General features: G+C 57.7%; 18 protein-coding genes and 1 pseudogene. 8 read left to right on the top strand and 11 right to left on the bottom strand.

Going from position 1 to position 21,990, the window contains the following annotated elements; all coding sequences use genetic code 11:
* Positions 1-489: pseudogene (locus EDC27_RS03070) on the top strand (anaerobic carbon-monoxide dehydrogenase catalytic subunit); the annotation flags it as partial.
* Positions 490-536: 47 nt separating this feature from the next.
* Here EDC27_RS03070 and EDC27_RS03065 read toward each other — a convergent pair.
* From EDC27_RS03065 to EDC27_RS03045, 5 genes are read right to left on the bottom strand one after another with little or no spacing between them, the layout of a single operon-like run.
* Positions 537-2,594 carry a PAS domain S-box protein gene (locus EDC27_RS03065; RefSeq protein ID WP_123289131.1) on the bottom strand — a complete coding sequence of 686 codons (2,058 nt, stop codon included), beginning with the start codon at positions 2,592-2,594 and terminating at the stop codon, positions 537-539.
* On the bottom strand, positions 2,578-3,294 hold the full coding sequence (locus EDC27_RS03060) for an ATP-binding cassette domain-containing protein (protein WP_211334753.1): 717 nt from the start codon (positions 3,292-3,294) through the stop codon (positions 2,578-2,580). Before EDC27_RS03060 ends, EDC27_RS03065 begins: the two co-directional genes overlap by 17 nt.
* Positions 3,291-3,632 (bottom strand): hypothetical protein, encoded by a 342-nt coding sequence (locus tag EDC27_RS03055; RefSeq protein ID WP_123289130.1) that lies wholly within the window; start codon positions 3,630-3,632, stop codon positions 3,291-3,293. Before EDC27_RS03055 ends, EDC27_RS03060 begins: the two co-directional genes overlap by 4 nt.
* A complete protein-coding gene (locus EDC27_RS03050) occupies positions 3,616-4,611 on the bottom strand; it encodes a metallophosphoesterase family protein (RefSeq protein ID WP_123289129.1) in 996 nt (331 codons plus the stop codon). The genes EDC27_RS03055 and EDC27_RS03050 overlap by 17 nt, the downstream gene beginning before the upstream one ends.
* On the bottom strand, positions 4,601-6,169 hold the full coding sequence (locus tag EDC27_RS03045; RefSeq protein WP_170161540.1) for an AAA family ATPase: 1,569 nt from the start codon (positions 6,167-6,169) through the stop codon (positions 4,601-4,603). Before EDC27_RS03045 ends, EDC27_RS03050 begins: the two co-directional genes overlap by 11 nt.
* Before the next feature lie 138 nt (positions 6,170-6,307).
* Here EDC27_RS03045 and EDC27_RS03040 point away from each other — a divergent pair, with 138 nt between their 5' ends.
* Entirely contained in the window at positions 6,308-7,363 is a 1,056-nt protein-coding gene (locus tag EDC27_RS03040) for an LOG family protein (protein ID WP_123289127.1), read from the top strand.
* A 129-nt stretch (positions 7,364-7,492) separates the two neighbouring features.
* Here the strand turns inward: EDC27_RS03040 and EDC27_RS03035 are convergent, their stop codons facing one another.
* The 6 genes from EDC27_RS03035 to EDC27_RS03005 form a co-directional block, all read right to left on the bottom strand.
* A complete protein-coding gene (locus EDC27_RS03035; RefSeq protein WP_123289126.1) occupies positions 7,493-8,287 on the bottom strand; it encodes a competence/damage-inducible protein A in 795 nt (264 codons plus the stop codon).
* Between the two features lie 97 nt (positions 8,288-8,384).
* Positions 8,385-9,338, bottom strand: coding sequence for a carbohydrate kinase family protein (locus EDC27_RS03030; RefSeq protein WP_170161539.1), 954 nt, complete (start codon positions 9,336-9,338; stop codon positions 8,385-8,387).
* A 270-nt stretch (positions 9,339-9,608) separates the two neighbouring features.
* Positions 9,609-10,379: an amino acid ABC transporter ATP-binding protein gene (locus EDC27_RS03020; protein WP_123289123.1), complete on the bottom strand. Its 771-nt coding sequence runs from the start codon at positions 10,377-10,379 to the stop codon at positions 9,609-9,611.
* A gap of 145 nt (positions 10,380-10,524) precedes the next feature.
* Complete coding sequence (locus EDC27_RS03015; RefSeq protein ID WP_211334752.1) at positions 10,525-11,649, bottom strand: amino acid ABC transporter permease; 1,125 nt, start codon at positions 11,647-11,649, stop codon at positions 10,525-10,527.
* Positions 11,646-12,839, bottom strand: a complete 1,194-nt coding sequence (locus tag EDC27_RS03010; protein ID WP_211334751.1) for an amino acid ABC transporter permease — start codon at positions 12,837-12,839, stop codon at positions 11,646-11,648. The genes EDC27_RS03015 and EDC27_RS03010 overlap by 4 nt, the downstream gene beginning before the upstream one ends.
* Positions 12,840-13,096: 257 nt before the next feature.
* Positions 13,097-14,110 carry an amino acid ABC transporter substrate-binding protein gene (locus EDC27_RS03005; RefSeq protein WP_123289122.1) on the bottom strand — a complete coding sequence of 338 codons (1,014 nt, stop codon included), beginning with the start codon at positions 14,108-14,110 and terminating at the stop codon, positions 13,097-13,099.
* A 495-nt stretch (positions 14,111-14,605) separates the two neighbouring features.
* Here EDC27_RS03005 and EDC27_RS03000 point away from each other — a divergent pair, with 495 nt between their 5' ends.
* The 6 genes from EDC27_RS03000 to EDC27_RS02975 all read left to right on the top strand — a co-directional run bounded on the left by EDC27_RS03000 (position 14,606) and on the right by EDC27_RS02975 (position 21,990).
* On the top strand, positions 14,606-15,715 hold the full coding sequence (locus EDC27_RS03000; protein ID WP_245994194.1) for a transketolase C-terminal domain-containing protein: 1,110 nt from the start codon (positions 14,606-14,608) through the stop codon (positions 15,713-15,715).
* Positions 15,699-17,018, top strand: a complete 1,320-nt coding sequence (locus EDC27_RS02995; protein WP_123289120.1) for a thiamine pyrophosphate-dependent enzyme — start codon at positions 15,699-15,701, stop codon at positions 17,016-17,018. The genes EDC27_RS03000 and EDC27_RS02995 overlap by 17 nt, the downstream gene beginning before the upstream one ends.
* Before the next feature lie 105 nt (positions 17,019-17,123).
* Positions 17,124-18,371 (top strand): TolC family protein, encoded by a 1,248-nt coding sequence (locus tag EDC27_RS02990; RefSeq protein ID WP_170161538.1) that lies wholly within the window; start codon positions 17,124-17,126, stop codon positions 18,369-18,371.
* Between the two features lie 6 nt (positions 18,372-18,377).
* Entirely contained in the window at positions 18,378-19,580 is a 1,203-nt protein-coding gene (locus EDC27_RS02985) for an efflux RND transporter periplasmic adaptor subunit (protein WP_123289118.1), read from the top strand.
* Positions 19,581-19,781: 201 nt separating this feature from the next.
* Positions 19,782-20,468 carry an ABC transporter ATP-binding protein gene (locus EDC27_RS02980; protein ID WP_123289164.1) on the top strand — a complete coding sequence of 229 codons (687 nt, stop codon included), beginning with the start codon at positions 19,782-19,784 and terminating at the stop codon, positions 20,466-20,468.
* A gap of 301 nt (positions 20,469-20,769) precedes the next feature.
* The gene (locus EDC27_RS02975; protein ID WP_170161537.1) at positions 20,770-21,990 is read left to right on the top strand and encodes an ABC transporter permease; all 1,221 of its coding nucleotides are present in this window, start codon (positions 20,770-20,772) and stop codon (positions 21,988-21,990) included.

The following is a 21,990-nucleotide window of genomic DNA, read 5'->3' as shown; positions in this document are numbered from 1 at the left end:
GCGGGTTTGATGAAGCCGGATGCGGCGGTGTTGGCCGGGGACGGCTTGGCGGAAGTGTGCGAGACGGTGGGCATGCCGCCGGTTTTGGGCTGTGGATCCTGCGTGGACAACAGCCGAATTCTCATTGCCTGTGCGGAGATGGTGCGCGTTGGCGGTTTGGGGACGAGCATTGCGGATCTTCCCGTGGCGGGGGCGGCTCCGGAGTGGATGAGTGAGAAGGCCATCAGCATTGGGCAGTACTTTGTGGCCTCAGGGGTGTTTACGGTCTTTGGGGTGACGTTTCCGACCCTGGAAGGGACCAAGTTCCACAAACTGCTCTTTGAGGGGCTGGAAGAGATGGGCTTTGGCAAGTGGGGTTTTGCGACGGATCCGTACGAGATGGCGCACATGATGATCTCGCACATCGACAAGAAGCGTGAAGCTTTGGGCATCATGGGCCCGAGGGAACGCAAGCTCTTCGATATGGCCGACCGCCGCGCCTTGGATTAAGCGGCGTCAAGACGCTTGGTGCACTCACCCTCGCGCAGCCCGGCTCTTCAGGACCCCGGGGGTGACGTCACCGGCAGATAAATTTCAAAGGCCGTGCCGATACCGGGAATGGAGCTGGCCAAGATGTGGCCGCGATGGTTTTCCACGATGCCGTAGACAATGGAAAGACCAAGACCGGTGCCTCGGCCAAAGGATTTGCTGGTAAAGAAAGGTTCAAAGATTTTTTTCAGGGTTTCCTGATCCATGCCCATGCCGGTGTCGGCCACGGTGAGCACGGCATAGGTGCCGGGCTTAAGGCCGGCACACGGCATGTCGCTTTGGTGATAAAAGGTTTTTTGTTCCAGAAGAATCGACAGAGTTCCTCCTTCCGGCATGGCATCCCGAGCGTTGGCCACGAGATTCATGAGCACGCGATCCATTTGGACGGGATCGGCTTTAACCCACACTGGGGCTGAAGGCAGGGAAAGTCGAACATTGATCTGAGGCGGCAGTGTGGATGCCAGGGTTTCGTGAAAGGCTTGAAGCTTTTCCACAAGATTGGTGTTTTCAAAAGCCGCGGGTTGATCTCGGCTGAAATCCAGCAATTTTTGCACGAGATCTTTGGCTTTGAAGGCCGCTTGGCCTATGGCGTTCACGTGTCGCCGAAGGGGGCTGTTTGCGTCCACGTACCGGGACAAAATGTCCCCGTGGCCGAGAATGGGGGCCAACACGTTGTTGAAATCATGAGCGATGCTTGCGGCCAGTCGGCCGATGGATTCCATTTTTTGCGCATGCCGCAGCTGTTCTTGCAGTTGTTCCTTTTCTTCCTGAGCTTTGATCCGTTCGGAAATGTTCCGGGCCATCATGAACAGCACCTGTTCCCCTTTCATCGCAAACGGTTTGGCGCTGATTTCCACGGGAACCGCGGTGCCCATTCGCGTTCGCACATACCCTTCCACAAGGCATTGATCCCGCGAGGCCAACTGAGCGCGGCATCGATCTACGAAGTCCTGGCCTTCCGAGGCATCGATCAAGGTATCCCAGACGAATCCCAAAAGTTCTCCGCGCCCGTAGCCGAGAAGGGTCGAAGCGGCTCGATTGGCATCCAGAATGCGTCGATCGCGAAGGCGCACAACGAAAAGGGCATCTCCGGCCAATTCAAAAAGAGCCTCATATTGTCGAGTGGATTCCAGCAGTTCTTGTCGAACCTGCAGGCGCCCCAGGGTGTTTCCCAGGTTTACCGCCACCGTTTCCAGAAAGGTTCGTGTTTCCTGCGGGACGTCGCGCAGGGTGCGGGATGCCGCGTTGAGGCATCCCACCACGCGGCCTTCGTAGTGGATGGGCACCACGGCGATGGCTTGAAGGCCTTCTCTGGTTCCTTTGCCCGATTGACGAACGGAAAGGTCTTCGTAGGTGGTGTAAACAGGGGTTCCCGCCAAGACCAGCTGCATGTTGGGTGAGTCGGTGCCATACCATCGAACGGCTTGCACAAAGGATTCCGAGAGCCCCTGTTGGCACACGAGCCGCAACGTGTTTTTTTCCGGGTCAAGAAGGTAAATGCCGCCGCAGTCCATGGCCACCGCCTCGAGCACCGTGTCCAGCACCAGTTCCAGGCGCTCATCCAACTGGGTCATGGAGGCCAAAAGAGCGGCGATCCATCCCTGAACGGTTTCTCTGTGTTCTCCTTCCTTGATGCGCGTGATGTCCGTGTGGGCGCCGATCATGCGCAGGGCCTTGCCCGCACTGTCCCGTTCCACCGCCATGCCGCGGCCCAGAATCCATTTCCAGTTTCCGGCCTTGGTGCGCATGCGAAATTCCACGGCGAATTGCGCCACCTCGTTGTGGATGCAGCGCTGGTTTTCCGAGATGGCGCGCTGCCGATCGTCCGGATGAATGCGATCTAGCCATTCGGCCAGATTGCCGCTGAATTCTTCCGGTTCAAAGCCGAGCATGCGCGCGTAGGCGGGATTGTAGTAAACGCGATTAGTGCGTAGGTCCCAATCCCAGATGCCGTCGGACGTGGCTTCCATCACCAGGCGGTAGCGCGCTTCGCTTTCTTGGAGCGCCGCGTGCAGCGCGTCGATTTCGGATTGTGGAGAAGTGCTCTTTTTAGGGCTGAAGCTCATCGGATGGCCTTTCCTCGTGGGGCTTCGGGGGGTCCAAACGCTCTACCGTGATGAAAAGCTCCGGGCCACCCGAAGGCCTCAGTGTGTAAATGCGATCGGCATGCTCTCGAAAAAGATCCAAGTTGTGATGACTGATAACCAGGACTTGGAACTGTAACTTGTGAGCGATGGTATGAACAATGGCCATGAGGCGCGGCACCAGGTCGGGCCTTAGCCAGCAGTCCTGCTCGTCCAGCACGAGAAAGCGACGGTGCGCTTTATCGTCCAGTTGCGACAGCGCGATGAAACGCAGCCCAACGGACAGCACGTTGCACACAGATCCTCCCTGCCCTCGCAAAATGTCTTCCGGACGGCCGTCCCGTTCGATACCGAATTGAATATGAACCTTTCCGTACTTGACGTCTCTGGACGTGACCACGCGCAAGTTTTGGCCGAGAATGTCCTGCAGAGCGAAAGTGAGGTTGTTTTCCACTTCTTGAAGAATGTCCCCGAAATACGCGGTGGCCAACTGTTCCAGTCTTTGGGCCGCCGCCGGCTGCAGAGCCAAAAAGGCTTCCAGTTCTTTAAGATGCCGCGTCACGTCCTGACGCTGTTTTTCCAGAGTTTCCGCGCGGTATTGCAGCGCCGTCATACGATCGCGCAAATCCTTGGGCGAAGGCACAGCGTCCAAGCTGATGGTGGAAGATGACAGCCCGTTCACGATGGACTTCCCGAGTCGGCCGAAGCCTCAATGGTTTCCAGAGCTTCCTTGATGGATCGAATGTGGGCCTCGTATTCGGCCACTTTGCGGGCGTTTTCCTCACGCCATTGGGCGAGCATGGCTTTGAGTTCCTCCACGTCACTGGTGCCGTATTCGGCTTCGGCGTGCTTTTTCAGCTCTTCCAACTGATCCTTGAGGTTTTGCAAGGTGGTCTCGGTTTCAATCTGTTTCTTGTGAAGTCCGTCGTATTCTTTGCGCAGGGCTTCCAGGGCTTCCTGAATTTTCCTGTCTTCTTCGGGAATGGACGGAGTGGAAGCACGTTCATGCTTTGTTGACACGACCGATCACCTCCTCGTAAAGAGTCCAGATAATGGGCGTTACAGGATCCGAGGGATCCAGGTTGGCTTCCAGAAAGGCCTTGAGACCGACACCCTCCGTGGTTTTTCGAAGGGCCAAGTTCTCCAGGCCTTGAATGAAGCGCGACGCATCGAGCACTTCTCCTTCCGGGTTCAAGGGAGTATCCAGGGAAGGGAAGATGTCATCAAAGGGAGCATGGGGCACCTCCAGCCGAACGGGTTCCTCGTGTCGCGGGGTCCACAGAGCGACGGCAGGCCGAAGGTTTCGCGTGACGGCGCTTCGTGTGATGCGGGTCAGACTTCCCGGATTCACCCACAGGGTTTGACCTCGCCGCTGCGGAGGTTTGGGCGTATGAATGTGTCCGTTCACCACCAAGTCTACTCCGGGAATTTCTCGAAGCGCGATGCGCCCGGCTTCATAATCGGGAAAACGCACGTTGTGGTGAGTGATCCAGACCACCTTGTCGACCTCATTGGCTTGGACGGCCGAAGGTATGGGGGTCCAGTCCGGAGAGGCGCCCAGAAGCACCCGAGTGTTGTCCAGCTGCAGCCATGCCACGGGGCCGGCCCGATCCAGGAGCACGAGGACTTGAGCGGCACGCAAAACGGCCAAGGAAACGTCCTGGGTCAACCGCGCTTCGTACTTGTCGTGGTTGCCGACCAGAACCCAAGGGGAAGTGGGCCGAAAAAGTTCCATGAGCTTCACCAGCAACCCGTTGGGGTTGTCCCTTGGCACATGAAAGAGATCCCCGAGAATCACGGGAAGAAGCCGACGTTCCCGGGCTTCTCGCAAGCAGTGGGCCAGCTTGCCGAGGACGGCGGAACGGTAGTCGTCCGTACGATGCCCAGGGGGATAGGCCGCCACATGAGGGTCCCCTATGAAGAGAAGGCCGGAAAAACCGGTCACGGTAGCCAGGGTCACCGTCTGTTCGGCGTCGACAATCCAAGGCTCATTCCCCATGGGCGCGCTCCAGAAAATGATGGGGATCTATGGGCTGGCGACAAAAGGGGCACACGGGCATGTTCTGCAGGAGTTTTTCAACGGCTTGTCGCTTTTCTTCCATTTGCCGTTGCACGTTTTGTTGAAGCTGCCGCGTGCGCTGCCATTGTTCCTGAAGCCGCTCCATGGCTTCCACAAGCCGCTGCACGGGCTTGGGATCGCGAAGAGACGGCGGAGATGCCAGCGCCTTGAGACTTTTACCGCAAGCCTTCAGGGTGAATACCGCTTCGTGCATCGTTTCCAAAGCCTTCAGCGTCTGATGCAGATCCTGAAGAGAGCGAGTCTCCGGGGGCGCTTTCAGCGGGGCCAGAGCGTCATGGCGCACGGATGTGTTGTGCAGGCTTTGGAGCCGTTCCGTAAGGGCTTCCAGCGTTTGTACCATTCCGTGCACAGGTCGCAGAGCAGGGGGAGGCTGCAGGGTAGAGGCGACTTCTTTTCGCCGGTTTTCCACCTGAAGGCGTTGCACGGTCTTGTCCAGGCGCGCGACCAGCCGGGCCAAGGCCTCCGTGTTCGACAGCGAAGGAGGCTTTTCCGTTCGGCCGAGCACCGAGGAAGCTTGCCACCGTCGCTCAAGGCTGCGACGTGTCCTCACCATGGCGCCAACAAGTTCGTGCAGTGCAGCGGTGTTCTTGATCTGCGGCGGGATGCCAAGGGGCGCAAGGCATCCTAAGATTGTGTTGATTTCTTGAAGCGACTGTTGCGCTTTTTCAAGCCGATTCACAAAGCCTTGGAGTGATAACGTGTCGTGCACATCGGGGGGTGTTTCGAGCTGTTGAAGGTGCTGGGCCTTTTGAGTCCACAGATCCAGGCGCTGTGTCAGATCGTCCGCCTTGTGAATCTGCGCTTCCAGAACGGGAACGGTTCGGCGGGTTACCTCGATGTGCGCATACAGTTTTTCGGCCTGAGCCATCTGTTGGGCCAGAGCAGGCAGAGGGGCAAAGGCGAGCAGGTCCTTTTCCAACTGCTGGACTTCTTCCAGCAGACGTTTGCGTTCTCTTTGCGCTTCAGCGGTTCGTTCCTTCAGAGCCTGTTGCACGGCCAAAAGGTAGTCGGCTTCCGTGGATGCCGCAAAAAAAGCGGCAGCCTGACTACCCGATTGATCCAGCAAAAAGATGGGAGTCTTTTGATGGCCGATGTGGACATCCACAGGCCCGGTTTCCGTGGGCAGGCTGTGAAGCCGCAGCAGAGCTCGAATGTCTTCCGGAACGGCCCCGCGTCCCACCTTGGCATAAAAATCTTCTGTGCCGTTTGCAAAGCGCACTCTGTAAACCACGGACCCCGCCGTGCGCTCCCACTGAACCCACGAGCCGTCGTTCATTTCTACCCGCACCACGGCCTTGGAGGCACCATGGCGAATGAGTTGTGCCGAGGGCGGATTTTCAGCAACGCAGCGCAGCGCTTCCACGATGGCGCTTTTTCCCGTATTGTTGGGGCCGGTGAGCACCGTCACGTTTGGATGCAATTCCAGGACGGTGTGCTTGTGGGTCATAAAATTTTCAATAATCAGCCGATGGATCATGGCCCTTCTTAATCCTCTGGACACCATGGATTCATCTTGGTGCCTCTATACCGGTTCACAGGACCGGTGTAAACGGACTTTCCTCGTCACAGGATGTGTTCCATGAATCGCCATCGTAGCGGAAAGGATGCATAATCTATGGAAGAAGCGCAACGGGTGAAACGCACCTTGTCGTTTAGCCAACCCAACGAAGACATCGACCCTCTTATTGAAGAACTCATGGACCGAGCCGGAGGTGTTCAGCATCGCGGCCTAGTTCGGGAAATGATTCTGGCGGCACTCAAGGCTGGACAGGAGTCCCGCTCCCTCTTGGACCTCAAGCTCATGAACACCACCCTCAAGGAAATGCGATTTACGGCCAAGATCTTTGGCCCTTACCGGCACAAGAGAAAAGTGACCGTGTTTGGTTCCGCGCGGACGGGGCCCCATGAACCCATGTACGTCATGGCCCGCGAATTTGGGCAGGCGCTCGCCGCCTCCGGCTTTATGGTCATCACCGGCGGAGGGCCAGGCATTATGCAGGCAGCTAATGAAGGGGCCGGACCAGAGCATTCCTTTGGTGTCAACATTCGATTGCCTTTTGAACAGACCATGAACCCGGTGGTGCACCAGACTCCGAGATCCATCACCTACAAGTATTTTTTCAACCGCAAGGTGGCGTTTCTCAAGGAAGCCGATGGGGTGGCCTTGTTTCCCGGAGGATTTGGCACCATGGACGAGGCCATGGAAACCTTGACTTTGCTGCAGACCGGAAAACATAACCCCGTACCTCTGGTGTTCTTGGAAGCCCCAGAAGGGACCTATTGGGTGCGGTTTATCCAGTTTCTTAAAGATGAACTTTTGTCCCGAGGACTCATTTCCCCCAGTGATTTTCATCTGTTTCGGCGGATTCCTTCCGTCAAAGGGGCCGTTAACGAAATTCGTCGATTCTATCGGCGTTACCATAGTCTTCGATACACCAGAGACGGCCTTATTCTTCGCTTGTCGCAGCCTCTGCCTTCGGGGGCCGAGGATGACTTGCGTAGAGATTTTCAGGACATTCTGCGACCCGGTGGCACCATTCGTCTGGGGCCTCCTCTCGAAGAAGAAAAGGACGAACCTGACTGCGCCGGACTCAGTCACCTCTATGTGGACTTTCATCGCAGGGATTTTGGCAGGCTGCGCCAATTCATCGATGCCGTCAACGACGCGTGAACCGGCCTTGGCACGAGGCAGTGGTTTACAGGCTGCTTGACCGAAAATGTTCCATGGGTAAGCGCCACACGCGGCGAACGCGTATCGCGGCGTGCGGTGCTAGTTCGGAATGAGATCCTGAAGGCATGCTTAGACTAGCTGCGGGGATGGCGGCGGCACCTCGTGTAGGGGTTCCACAACGGGGTGAGAGGCTTCAAGCTTTTTGAGGAACGCGTGCACGGCATTCCAGTCTGATGCCGCGTTCATGGAGCCTCGGCATCGCACACACACCGTAGGCCCTTCAGGAGTGATGCTGGGGTAGAGGCCGATTTCCACGGAGGGGTGCCGTGCGGCGAACGATTCCACCTCTTCCGCAATGTCACCTTCGGGAATTTTCAAGGTCAGTTCCAGGACTCGCCTTTCCGGTGGAGCTTCCATGCGCAGCAGATCTTCGAGCACTTTCTGGGCCATAGGATGAAGCATTTGAGGAAATCCCGGAAAGGCATACACGGGATCCACGAAAAATCCGGGGGCTCCAAGGGGATTGGCCATGAGCTGCGCTCCTTGAGGAAGCCAAGCCATTCTTTGGCGTTGCTCGGTGAAACGGGTGCCGTACCGGCGAGCCAGCAGGGCAAAGCATTCCTCGTGCCGTACCAACGGGCGTTGCAAGGCCAGGGCGATGCCTTGGCGTGTGCGATCGTCGTGGGTGCCTCCTATGCCTCCGGAAACAAAAATGGGCCGGTACCCTTGACTCACAAGAAAGGCCAGGTGCTTTCCGATGGCCACCTCATCGTCGGGCAGCACCATGGCCACGGCAGCCGGAATCCCGAAGCTTTCAAAGGCTCGAAGAAGCCAGAGGAGGTTGTCATTGGGCCTTTCTCCATAGAGCACTTCCTGGCCCACGGTGATCACGGCGGGTTGGCACCATCGTTTTTCATGGCCCATGGGTTCTACGACCTCGCTTTTTTGGGGAAATGTCCGCGCATGCACGACGAAAGCCCTGGCGACGCAATGTAACTCCGGGTGGGCTTTGAGGTAAAGCTTACGGTATGGGTCCCTGAAGCGAGGCGGGAATGCCTGCACGGCCTCCCAGGCGGCGGGCTACCTGAGCCGCCGCCCACGAGGCGCGCCGAAAACGCTCATGAACGGGCCATCCTTCTAGCAGTCCGTAGACGTAGGCTCCGTGAAAGACATCGCCGCATCCCGTGGTGTCCACAACATCCACGGCATAGGCTTCCTGAAAGGCCAACCGGCCTCGGTAGTAAAAGACGCTTCCTCGCGCGCCCAGGGTGACCCCCACCACCTCGGGTCCAAGACTGGCCAGTTTTCGGCACGCCCCTTCCGAATCCTCGGTCCCCATAAGGCTTCGGGCAAAAACCTCCGACGCAATGAAATGATCGCTCCATCGCGCCAGATCCAGCATGCCGTCGCGAAGGGATCCTGCATCCACGACCACGGGAATGTTCCAAGCTCGGGCCTTTCGAGCCAGCGCCAGGGCCGCGTCCATGAAAAAGCCGTCGGTGAGAATCACTCGGCTTCGACGGACCTCCTGCCAAGGCACCTCATCCGGGCGCAGGGGCGCTCCCGTCGGACGCCGCCAAAAGATGGTGCGCCGTGCCGTGGCGGGTTCCGCGGCAATAAAGGCAAATTGGGATGCGCCTTCGGTGCGCACCTGCACGCCGTCCGTATGAACCCCTTCGTTGTGGAGCGACTGAAGAATGGCTTCGCCGAAAGGGTCGTCTCCCACCACGCCGCACAGAAGGCAGCGTTTTCCCCAGCGGTTTAGGGCCACCAGCGCCGTGGCGACAGGGCCGCCTCCCTGCATGGTCAAGCCTCGAAATTCACACTTGCTGTCCGCTTGAGGAAATCGGTCGATGATCCCAAGGTAATCCAAGGAACATTGGCCCAACCCGAACACATCCCAGAACGCGTCTTGGGGTTCTTTCAAAGGCTGCGCCGAAGCCTTGACGGGTTTCGAGTATCCATTCCAGGCCACAGAAGATCCTCCGTGCAGGCATGCGGTCACCCTTGATGCATAGGGCGCCTCGACGGCACCCGATTTGGAATCGTGGGAGACGGAGCCTCAAAACCCACGGTCGGCCAATCATCTGGCCCGAGACCGGACCGATCACGGCTTGATCCCCTGGGAGGGCGAGCCTCTTGTGTGCCAAAAGAGCAGGCAAAATGCCTATGCTTTCAAAGCCAGGGGCATTGTTCCATGGAATGCCCTTAAGGCCAAAGCCGACGGGGTCGCGCCAGCTTAAGTTCAGTGAAGGATCTGGCTGAGAAACAGACGGGTGCGCTCGTGCTTGGGATTGGAGAAAAATTCTTCGGGAGTATTTTCCTCCACCACGCGCCCTCCGTCCATGAACAGAACCCGATGGGCCACACTTCGAGCGAAGCCCATTTCATGGGTGACCACAAGCATGGTCATGCCTTCCTGGGCCAGTTCGATCATGACGTCCAGGACTTCTTTGATCATTTCAGGATCCAGGGCTGAAGTGGGTTCATCAAAGAGCATAACCTTGGGGTTCATGCACAGGCTTCGAGCGATGGCCACCCGTTGTTGCTGACCTCCGGAAAGCTGCCCCGGATACTTGCGCGCCTGATCGGCGATATGGACTTTTTCCAGGTAATACATGGCCATTTCTTCCGCCTGTTTTCGCGGAATCTTGCGTACCCATATGGGGCCTAGGGTGAGGTTGTCCAGCACGGTCAGGTGTGGAAACAGATTAAAGTGCTGAAAGACCATGCCCACTTCGGAGCGGATTTTTTCAATGTTCTTGATATTGTGGGTCAGTTCGATGCCATTCACGATGATGCGACCCCTTTGATGTTCTTCCAATCGGTTGATGCATCGAATGAGGGTCGATTTGCCGGAGCCTGACGGGCCGCAGATGACGATTCGTTCCTTGGCGTGCACGGTGAGGTTGATACCGCGAAGGACGTGAAATTCGCCGAACCACTTGTGCACATCGATCATTTCCAGCATGGGAGCGGTGTCGGCCGGCGGCTGGTGAAGTGCTGTGTTTGTCATGGACCTTACCTCTGTCCCACGTGGGTCACATCTTGATTTATGCCATAGCGGTCAAATGATAACTTCTCGAACAGGATTGTTGAAGCCGGCATAAGGTTTTTTCGGCCTGGGCTGTGCTCCACCATGGAAAACAGGAAGCGCCATCTCAGCCACCCTCCTGACGGTTCGTGGAAAGCTGCCTTTCCAGTCGGCGACCTGCATGGGACATGGAGAAGCAACCCGCGAAATAGAGTATGGCGAGGAACAGATAGGCTTCTCGGCTAAAGCCCATCCATTCCGGGTTGGACAACACGGTTTGGGTTGTCTTCAGTACATCGTAGAGCGCGATGATGACCACCAGAGAGGTATCCTTGAAGGCGGAGATCAGAATGCTCACGGTCGGTGGAATCACGATTTTTAGAGCCTGGGGAAGTACCACGAGGCGCATGGTGAGATAGTAGTTGAGCCCCAAGGATTCGGCCGCTTCATACTGCCCTTTGGGTATGGCTTGAAGTCCGCCGCGCACCACTTCCGCAATGTAGGCCGCGGTAAACAGAATGATGGCAACCTGAGCCCGCAGGATCTTGTTAATCGTGATGCCGGCGGGGAGAAATAGGGGAAAGATGATGGAGGCCATGAAAAGCAAACTAATGAGGGGCACGCCTCGAATCAGTTCAATATAGACGACACAGAGCAGCTTTACGGCGGGAAGGCGGGACTGGCGTCCCAAAGCCAAAAGGACACCCAGCGGGTAGGCCGCCGTAAGACCGAAGACGGCGAGAAGAAGGGTCAGAGGAAGCCCCCCCCATTGTGTGCTTTCCACGGGGGGGAGCCCAAAGAGGCCTCCCGCCATCAGCGTGCCCATGGCCCCTAAACCCACGATCCAGGCACAGGCCAAGGTTTTAGTCCAGAACTTGCGGTCTCTGGAAAAAAACACGAGGCCTAACAACAAGAGCATGGCCGTGATGGGCCGCCATTGTTGATCATAGGGATAGAAACCAAACAGAATGAACCGGATATTTTGGCTGATCACCGACCAGCACGCCCCTTCCGATTGCCGGCACAGGTTGGAAGGGCCGACCCACACGGCATCGACAAAAGCCCATCGAAAGAAGGGCAGAACGGTTTTCCATAGAAAAAAGAGGGTAAGGCCTGTCAGGACGGCATTTAACGGGGTGTTAAAAAGATTTTTTCTCAGCCATCCCAGGGGTCCCACCGTGGTCACGGGCGGCTTGAGGTCATCCGGTGTTTGCGAGGGGCGTGGGGACATGGTTCGTTCAAAGCCGCTCATCGTTCTACTAGTCTAGCCTTTTTGTTGTACCAATTCATAAAGGCGGAAGTGGACAGACTGAAGAAGAGATAGACCGCCATGATCAAGGCCACCCCTTCTATGGATTGCCCGGTCTGGTTGATGGTGGTGTTGGCCACGGAAACAAAGTCCGGGTATCCAATGGCCACGGCCAAGGAACTGTTCTTGGTCAAATTGAGCATTTGGCTCGTGAGGGGAGGAATGATAACCCGTAGGGCTTGCGGCAAAATGACCAGTCGAAGCACCTGGGCCGGCCTGAGCCCCAAAGACATGGCGGCTTCGCGCTGGCCTTTGCCTACGGCCTGAATGCCAGCTCGGACGATTTCCGCCACAAAAGCGGCCGTGTAAAGGACCAAGCCCAGCAAAAGAGCGGAAAATTCCGGGCTAAGGGTCTTGCCGCCGACGAAATTGAACCCTTGAAGTTCCGGCAGAGTTACGGCGCGGGGAAAGCCGAAAGCCCACCAGGTTACGAGCGGCGCCCCCAGGACAAGCACCAAAGAGGTGCGAAAGACGGGAAATGGGCGACCGGTGCGGTCCTGGCGGCGCCGGGCCCACGCCCGCAAAAGCCATGAGGCCACCATGGCTGCGGTGAACGCAAGGATCATCCAACGCCATGCCGGATGTGGATTCAAGGACGGCACAATGAGTCCTCGATTGCACACATAGACACCGATCATGGGGTTCAGAGCCTGGCGCGGTCCCGGAAGCATTTCGTAAAAGAGCGCGTACCAAAAAAACAGCTGCAGAAGCACGGGAACATCCTGCATCACCTCGATGTAGACGGCCGCAAGGCGCGCAATGAGCCAGTTGGATGAAAGGCGTGCTATGCCGATGAAGGTGCCCAGGACCACGGTGAGGCCAATGCCGATGGCGGCCACTTTGACCGTGTTTAAAGCCCCCACGAAAAGGGCTCGCGCATAAGTGTCCGCGGCACTGTAGCTGATAACGGATTCGCCGATTTCAAAGGCCGCTTCTTTTTCAAGAAAAGCAAAGCCCGTAGCGATTTTTTGACGCTGCAGATTGGCTATGGTGTTGGCCATGAGATACCAGGCCAGAAGAGCTACGGCACCCAGGACCAAGGCTTGAAAAAGCAGGGCACGAAATCTAGGATCGAGCCAAAAAGGTTCCTTGGGATGGAAGGGTCGAGACGCCACCGTTTGGGACGAATCCAAGCGTAGCCTCCGTCAGATCTGTCTCACTGCATGGGCCAAAATGTCAAACATTCCGGCACCACGGCCCTTCTGCCCGTTTTGGGTGCGAGGCCGAAGGTCTCGAACTGTCGGGAAATTTTTTATCACGGTCATACTTTGATGAGCCCTCGGCGTGTGTTCAAGAAAAGCTCATGCCCGGCGTGTTTTCGTCCTTTAGGAGCGCCGCACGACGCGACAAGGAGGGGCGGTTTGCGGCGCTCCTTTTCAAGAGCGGTATTTTAACGGAAAGGGGCCGCGTACATGAGTCCGCCCTTGGTCCACAAGGCATTCAGGCCCCGTTCCATGGCCAAAGGAGTTTGAGGGCCCACATTGCGTTCAAAAATCTCTCCGTAATTCCCTACTTGCTTCACGATGTTATAGGCCCATTTGTCATCCAGACCCAGAGCGGCTCCAAGGCCCGGTGTCACGCCCAGGAACCGCTGAATTTCCGGATCCTGGCTCTTGAGCATTGCATCCACGTTTTTGGACGTGATGCCGAATTCTTCGGCTTGAATCAAGGCCATGACCGTCCAGTTGACGATGTCGAACCATTGATCATCCCCATGGCGCACCACAGGGGCCAAGGGTTCTTTGGAAATGACTTCCGGCAAAATGATGTAGTCCTGAGGATTGGGTGCCACGGCGCGGTGGCCGGCAAGTTGGGACACATCCGAGGTTAGGACATCGCATCGGCCGGAGAAGAACGCCTTGTTCAATTCGGGAGTTTGTTCAATAACCACCGGTTTCCATTGCAGGTTGTTTTTGCGGAAGAAGTCTGCGGCGTTCAATTCCGTTGTGGTTCCGGGAAGCACGCACACGGTGGCCCCGTTCAATTCCTTAGCGCTCTTCACCCCCAATTTCTTGGGAACCATGAATCCCTGGCCGTCGTAGAAATTGACGTGGGTGAAATTCAGCCCGTTGGTGGTCTCCCGCAGAAGAGTCTGGGTGGTGTTACGGCACAGCACGTCCACTTCTTTGGATTGCAGGGCCGGAAGGCGTTGAACGGCCGTCAAGGGGACGAACTTGATCTTGGAGGCATCCCCAAAAATGGCTGCGGCGATGGCTCGAGCCGTATCCACGTCCAAACCTTTCCATTCACCCTTTTCGTCCGGCATGCTGAAGCCGAACACCTGGCCATTGACGCCCGCAATTAGGTACCCTCTGGCTTTGACTTCATCCAGAGTTCCCGCGGAAGCGCTCAAGGTCCAAGCCAGGACGAACGCCACGACGAAAATTACTTTGAGTCTCTTCATGCTTTCCTCCCTCTTGTGTGCGTTTCCTAAAAAGATGGACCTTTCCTGAGGACAATCCGGCGCCCAAGCGCACACTGTTATTCTCGGCGCACTTGTGGCGCACAGGGTGACTTTGGAAAGAAACCTTTTCGACTTCACGCTCTGGCGACGGGCCCTGGAACGGGGTGAACATAGACAAGCAGCGGGAAGGAAGCACCGGGCCCGCAAATCCTTATACTTCAGGATTCGTTCAGCGCTCAATCTTTTTTCGCCCTTAGATCATAGAACCATGTCCAGACATTGTGCTATAAGGCCCAAACAAGTTGCTGACGGAAGGAACGTTAAGGCATGGCGCTCCGGCGCTGTGAAAGAGGCCCCTTCAACAACGGATGCTCACACTCCAACCTGGGCAGGCCGATTCAGGTCTGAGAGGTGAGGGGATTTTTTTCAGGCTACGACATGTCTTTGAGAGGACCCTTGGGGAAATGAGGGCATGAACGGATGGGCTTGACATTCATGGATGGCAACGAAGCCGTGGTGCAAGGGGCTGTGTATGCCGGCTGTCGGTTTTTTGCAGGCTACCCCATCACGCCAGCGAGCACCATTTTGTCGGGGATGTTGAACGTTTTGCCGCCCCTTGGGGGCATTGTGTTGCAAGCTGAGGACGAAATGGCTTCCATTGGGGCCTGCCTTGGAGCTTCTATGGCGGGCTTAAAGGCCATGACGGCCACGTCCGGCCCAGGCCTCAGCTTGTACAGTGAAAATATCTCCTTTGCCGTGGGCAGCGAAATTCCTTTGGTGATCGTCCATGTCATGCGTCAGGGTCCCTCCACGGGTGCGGCCACGCGTGGCGCCGACGGGGATGTGCACTTTATGCGCTGGGGACATTCCGGAGGGCTTCCTGTGGTGGTGCTTGCCCCCACCGGTCCTGCCGACTGTTTCACTTTGACCGTGCACGCCTTTAATTTGGCCGAACGGCTGCGCTGCCCGGTGTTCGTGGCGTCCAGCAAGGACATTGCCATGACCCGAGAAACCGTGGACATGGAAAGAGTGGAAAAGCCCCCGGTGGTCGATCGAAAAACACACGCCAAAGGCCCCTTTCTTCCCTTTGAGGCCGGGCCGAGCGGCGTGCCGGCGTTTCTTCCCATCGGCGGGCCTGTGCCCGTGCGGCAGACGTCTTCCATGCACGGTCCCGACGGCTACATCACCACCAACCCGGAAGTCATACAATCCTTGGTAGAGCGCCTTCAATACAAGGTGGAATCTCAGATCGACACCTTTTCCTTTTACGACTGGGATCCTCAACCCGGCGCTTCCATGCTCCTGGTCGCTTACGGCATCACGGCGCGATCGGCTCGCGAGGCGGTCTTGCGCCTTCGAGCTCGAGGCCATGGTGTGAGCTTTCTTGTCCTCAAGACCCTGTGGCCGGTTCCCGAAAAGGTTTTGCTCTCCGCGGCCGAAGCGGTTCACAAGGTGATGGTAGTGGAAGCGAACCTGGGTCAATATGTTCACGAAGTGCGCCGCGTTGTGTGCCCGAAACCCGTCCACTTTTTCGGACTCATGTGCGGCCGTATGATGACCCCTGAAGAAATTGTTCAAGAGGTGATCCGTGCCCAGTCTTCTTAACCCATCTCGCCCTCCGGTTTTTTGCCCCGGATGTTCCCACGAGCGAAGCCTTCACGCCCTGGACAAGGCCTTTCAGAGACTCCATCGACAACCCCACGAGGTGGTGATTGTGAGCGATATTGGCTGTTCGGGGCTCTTTGACGTTTTTTTTGCCACCCATGCTTTTCACGGATTGCACGGGCGAGCGCTCACCTATGCGACCGGGATCAAGTTGGCCCAACCGCACGCCACTGTGGTGGCGGTCATGGGGGACGGAGGTGTGGGAATTGGAGGCGCCCATGTGCTGGCCGCGTGCCGTCGGAACTTGGACCTGACCCTCCTCGTGCTGAACAACTTTAACTTTGGCATGACAGGCGGGCAGGCTTCCTGCACGACCCCGCAGGACGCTCACACGGGATCGGCCTTTCTCAATACCTTGGAAACCCCTCTGGATGTGTGCCGCACCGTGGCTGCCGCAGGCGCTCCCTTTGTGGTGCGCCGCTCGGTCTACAGCCAGGACCTTGTGGAAAAGCTGCTGGAAGCGCTTCGGTATCCCGGATTTGCCGTCGTGGACATCTGGGGCCTCTGTCCCGGTCGATACCTCAAAGCCAATCCCATCTCCCCTAAAGATATGGATGGCATGGTGGCCCGAGCGGGTGTGTGGGACGGTGTTGTGGCCGGCAATGAGCGGCGGGAGTATGGCTCCGCTTATGCCGAACACCGAGGACATGCCCCATTTGTCGAGGATTGGAAGGGCATTGAGGCGCAGGGGCGAGCGAACCTTGTGGGGCGCCACGGCACCCTCTTTTTGGGAGCCGCCGGAGAACGTGTGCTTTCCGCAGGAAACCTGTGGGCCATGGCGGCGGTACGGGCAGGCCTTCACGTCACCCAAAAAAGCGATTACAACATCACGGTCATGCGAGGGCCTTCCATTGCGGAAGTCTTGCTCTCGTCCGATCCCATTGACTATCCAGGCATTGAGGAACCCGATGCGGTGGTGGTTCTGGCCCGAGAAGGCGTGGAGCGCATGGCCCAGATATGGAACCGCCTCAGCGAACGAACCCTGGTGATTCAAGCGGCAGACGTTCCCGTCCCGAAACATGCGGGCCGCACGCTGATGGTGGATTTCAAAGCCTTGGACATCGCGAGAAAAAACAGAGCCATGGCTTCCCTGGGAATGCTGGCGCGTTGGACGGGAATCTTTTCCATCGAGGACCTGGTGCAGGCCGCCGCAGCCACGCTGGCCCCGTCCCAGCGGGATGGGGCGCTGCAGCTATTGCGTCAAGGAGCCGCCGTGCCGGGGCCAGGATCTCCACGGAAGTGAAAAAGCATGCGGAAATTCTTCAATAAGCCGTGTGGCCAGGGATTTTGTCGCTCGGAAAGCCGTTTTTTTAACGCGTTCACAGGCCTTTGGTGGCTGCTCTGTTTGATGGCCGTTGGGTCCTGGCCCATACACTCCGCGGCATGGGCCTTGACCCTGGAAGACGCCTTGAGCGAAGCTCTAGCCACACACCCTGAAGTGAAAGCCGCCGAGCAGGATTTGGAAGCCCGCAGAGCTCTGGAACGTTCCAGCCTCACCCCCTACGTGCCCTCCGTCGACCTGGTGGGATCCGTGGATCAGGTCTCCAAGGGAGGCCTTGAGGATCGTCGCGAGCAAGTGACATTGGGGACGGAATATCTTCTCTTTGATGGAGGGGCTCGGTTTTCGGAGCGATCGGCCGCCAAGATTCAACGGGCTCAAGCGGAAGAATCCCTGCGTGCAGCGCGCCTGAACGTGATTCGCGACGTGTCGGAAGCTTATTTTCTCGTGTTGGCACGAACCCGCATCGTGGCGGAACGGACCCTGCAAGTGGAGGATGCCCGGAAAGATTTGGAAATCGCCGAAGGCCGCTATCGGCTCGGTGTGGCCATGAAATCCGACGTGCTGCAAGCGTCGGTGCGTTATGAAGAATCCCTTTTTGAAAAAAACAGTGCCGAAGGCGACCTGTCCACGGCTCGAGCGACCTTGTGGTCTCTGGTGGGGCGGCCTCTTGAAGAAACGGAACCCCTTGAGGGCAACCTGGAAGAATATGTCGGTGCTTTGAAAAATCGAGAGGTCCTTTTGCGCATAACGGAGACGCACCGCCCCGAAGTGCGCCTGGCGCAATGGGCCGTGGCCCTGGCGGCATCCCAGGAGCGTAAGACCTGGTCTCCCTTTTGGCCGCGTCTGACGGCCGACGCCAGTTACACCAGCTACGACGGGACGGGACCCTATGGCGAGCTGGACAATGAAAAACGTATGGGTCTCACGGCTTCCTGGAACCTGTTTCGCCTGAACAAGTACTACGACCGCAAGGCCGCCTCGGCGCAGCTCAGAGCGGCTCAAGACCGACTCTTGGAGGCGCAGCGCCAAGGCCGCCTAGAATGCCACAGTCGTTACGACAAGGCGCTGACGGCACGGCGTAACGTGGATTTGGCCCGGTCGGTTCTTGTCCAGGCCGAACATAACTACCGGCAGGCCCTGGGGGAATACCGGGTTGGCAAAGGCGATGTGCTGTCGCTGGTGCGGGCCGAAAGTGCTCTGGGCGCGGCACGCGTGCGGCTCCAGGAAGCTCTGGGTAACTGGAACGTGAGCTTGGTGAATCTGCAGCGAGCGGTGGGGGTTGAAAGGCTGGATGAGCTGATGAAAGCGGAGTGAGGCAACGTGAGAAAAGCCATTGCGGTCTTGGTTGTCCTCGGCCTCGTGACAGCGGGCGTCTTGGGATATCGACGATGGCGGGCGCCGGCGGCGGTCCAGGTTTTGGAAACGGCGGTGGTGGAAAAGGCGACCATTCGCGAGGTGCTGGTGGCCACGGGCATGATCAAATCCCAAGTGGGCGCTCTGATTAAGGTGGGCTCCCGGGCCACGGGCGTCATCGACGAGATGCGCGTGCGGGTCGGTGACAGCGTGAGGAAAGGAGACCTTATTGCGCGCATTGATGACCGTGAAATCCAAAAGACTTTGGCTGTGGATCGAGCGGTCTTGGAGGCGGCGCGCAACATCCTGAAGGAAGTGACCACCGTGTATCCCGAGAAGATTCGAGAAGCGCAGGCGCGGTTTCGGCTGGCCCAGGTGAATCTGCGGCGGGAGAAGGCATTGATTGAACAGGACTACACCACCCGGGATGCGGTGGACCGTGCACAAGCGGAACACGATGCCGCGCAGGCCGCGCTGGAAAGGCTGCGCCGAGAATATGTCACGCAGCGGGCCGTGGCCGAAGCCAAGCTGCGCGAAGCCGAAGCCAAGCTCAAACAGGACGAGATACGCCTGAGCTACACGCGCATTCACGCGCCCATTGACGGCATCGTGACGGAAGTGACGGCCCAGCAGGGCGAAACCATTGTCACCGGCCTGCAGACGGTCAACCTCGTGGTCATCATGGACCCGACCCAGTTGGAAATGCAAATCTATGTGGATGAAACGGATGTGGGCCGTGTTCGCGTGGGCCAAACCGTGGAATATTCCGTGGACACCTACCCGGACCGAACCTTTGTCGGCACGATCAAGGACATCTACCACCAGCCGGTGATTCGGGACAACATCGTCTATTATCTGGCTATTGTCAAAATTCAGCCGGAAGATGCGCGTGCGCTTCGGCCGGAAATGACCACTTATTGCCGCATTCTTTTGACGGAAAAAGCGGAGGCGCTTTCGGTTCCCAATGCGGCCATCAAGTTTGAAGCGGGCCGCCAAGTGGTCTACATCATAAGCGAAGACCAAAAGATGCCCCAGAAGGTTCCGGTCTCGGTCGGGATTCGCGGCGAAAATCGAACGGAAATCGTCTCGGGTTTGAATGAAGGGCAAGTGGTAGCCACCAAAATCATTGTGACGCAGGGCCAAAACGGCCCAGGATCCCAAAAGCGGTAGGCAGTGGGGAGGTTCGTTTCCAAGAGCTTGCACGGCCTTGGCCGAAAAGCGGACTGCATAAACGGGGCTTCGGCCATGACGCCGGCCAATGCGTACGGTTTTGGGGACGAAGCCTTGTGGGCTCAGGGACTGAAACCTTCCCCAAAAGGTGTGAGACAGGCGCGCGGCCTTTTCAAAAGCGGCGCCCGACAAAGGAACTGCATGAGTCTGTGCCTCCTTGAGGATGTTCGCAAGACATACATGATGGGCGATGTGCGCGTGGAGGTGCTGCGCGGGGTGAGCCTGACCATAGGTGCCGGTGAAATGGTGGCCATCATGGGGCCTTCGGGGTCGGGCAAGACCACGCTCATGAACATTATAGGGTGCCTGGATGTGCCCAGCGAGGGCCGTTACATGCTATCGGGAAAAGATGTCACGCACATGAGTGACGATGAGCTTTCCCGCATGCGCAGTGAACATATCGGCTTCATCTTTCAGAGTTTTCATCTGTTGCCTTACGCCACGGCCTTGGAAAACGTTCTGCTGCCTACGCTTTATCTAGACCGTAAACTGGACGGGCGCCGAAAACGGGCCATGGAGCTCCTGGCTTTGGTCGGGTTGGAAGACCGTGCCCAGTTCAAGCCAAGCCAGCTCTCGGGAGGGCAACAGCAACGGGTGGCCATTGCCCGAGCCCTCATGAACGCCCCTCGGCTGGTCCTGGCGGATGAGCCGACGGGAGCCTTGGATTCGGCCACAGCCAAAGACATCATGGAGCTCCTCGTCCACCTGAACACGCAAGGGACCACCATCGTGGTGGTGACCCACGACCCGGAGGTGGCCTCGTATGCGCAAAGAATTCTCCGCATGCGGGATGGCCTCATAGTGGAAGACACCGCCGGCGGTTCGTAGGACTCACTTCTGGAGACGAATCCACGAGCGTTGCACGTCTTGAAAGGGACGGTCTTTGGAAGGGTACAACCATGGAGCGGAGCGCCACGGAGCATTCCCTTCCATGAAACGATTGGACCTGCAGGCTTGCAGGAAAAGACCTGGCAAAGGTCGCGCCGGTGGCGGGCTCATGAAGGCCCGCTGAGGAGCCGCGCCGTGGCGGCTATGGGGCGCGCCGTGGGACGTTTCTTCGATGCGTGGCGAAGAGGACTTCTGAGCGCTGCGTGAATAAGATATTTTTACTCAAAGGATGGCTGAGGCCATGATGCGGCTTTGGCTTCAATTGGAGGATGCCTGGCGGGCTGTGCGGGCTTATCGGCTGCGCGCCGTCTTTTGTGCTCTCAGTGTGGCCTTGGGCGTCGGGGCCATCACCATCATTGTGGCAGCCACGGAAGGCGCATACAAGAGGGCGTATGACATCGTGGACCGGTTCGGTCCGGATGCCATGTTACTTCTTGGGGAAAGCGAAGAAGCGCGGGCCACCGGGCGGCGGGAACGTAGCATCACCGTCGAAGATGTGGAAGCTTTGCGCCAAGCCTTTCCGACGGCTTATCTTGTGGTGCCCATGAGCTTTCGAGGTGGCATCATTGTTTCCTACCGTAATCGCAAGCACCAGACACGCCTCACGGGCACCACCGCGGATTACAGTCTCAGCTGGTCGTGGCCGGTGACGGATGGCCGGGACCTGACCGAACAGGACATCAAAGGCATGCGCAACGTGGCCTTAATCGGACGCACCATCGTTCAAGAACTGTTTCCCGATGAGGATCCCCTGGGCAAGTCCATTTTCGTGCGCAATCTGGCCGTGCAGGTTGTTGGGATTCTTGAAGAACGTGGAACCACGGGACCGGGACACAATCTGGACGATCGCATTGTCATGCCCATCACCACCGCCATGAAAAAGATTCTCAACGAAAAGGATCGAGTGCAGGCCGTGCGGCTGAGGTTTGTGGATCCAAAGCGCATGGAGCACTTTGAAGCCGAGGTACGCCAGTTTATGAGAAAGCGGCACCAGTTGCAAGAAGGCCAGCCGGACGATTTCCGCATCGTGTCTCCGAAAGAAATCATCAAGTTCCTTGTGGCTTTGACGGGATCCCTGGTCGTGTTCATCGGCATCACGGGGCTATTGTCCCTGGTGGTGGCGGGTTTTGTTTTGGCCAACCTGTTTCTGCTTTCCGTCAGTGAAAGGATTCCGGAAATCGGCATACGCCGTTCCGTGGGCGCCAGGCGCCGGGATATTCTTTTTCAGTTCCTGTCCGAGGCCGTGGCCCTGACGGCTCTGGGAGGGGTTTTGGGTTTTGGGATTGGCCTGTTGGGTGGCCCTTTGCTGAAAACGGCTGCGGAATTTCCCATGCATTTTTCCTGGAGGGCCTTTGCCGTGGGCATGTTCATGGCCACACTTGTGGGCGTGCTGTTCGGCATACAGCCGGCTCGAAAGGCGGCCGCGGTGCATCCCATTGAGGCGGTGCGCAAGGGATCATGA

The organism is Desulfosoma caldarium, assembly GCF_003751385.1.
In the GTDB taxonomy this organism is placed as follows: Bacteria; Desulfobacterota; Syntrophobacteria; order Syntrophobacterales; family DSM-9756; genus Desulfosoma; species Desulfosoma caldarium.
Note: the sequence above shows the minus strand (reverse complement) of the source record. Positions and strands in the feature narration are given on the sequence as shown.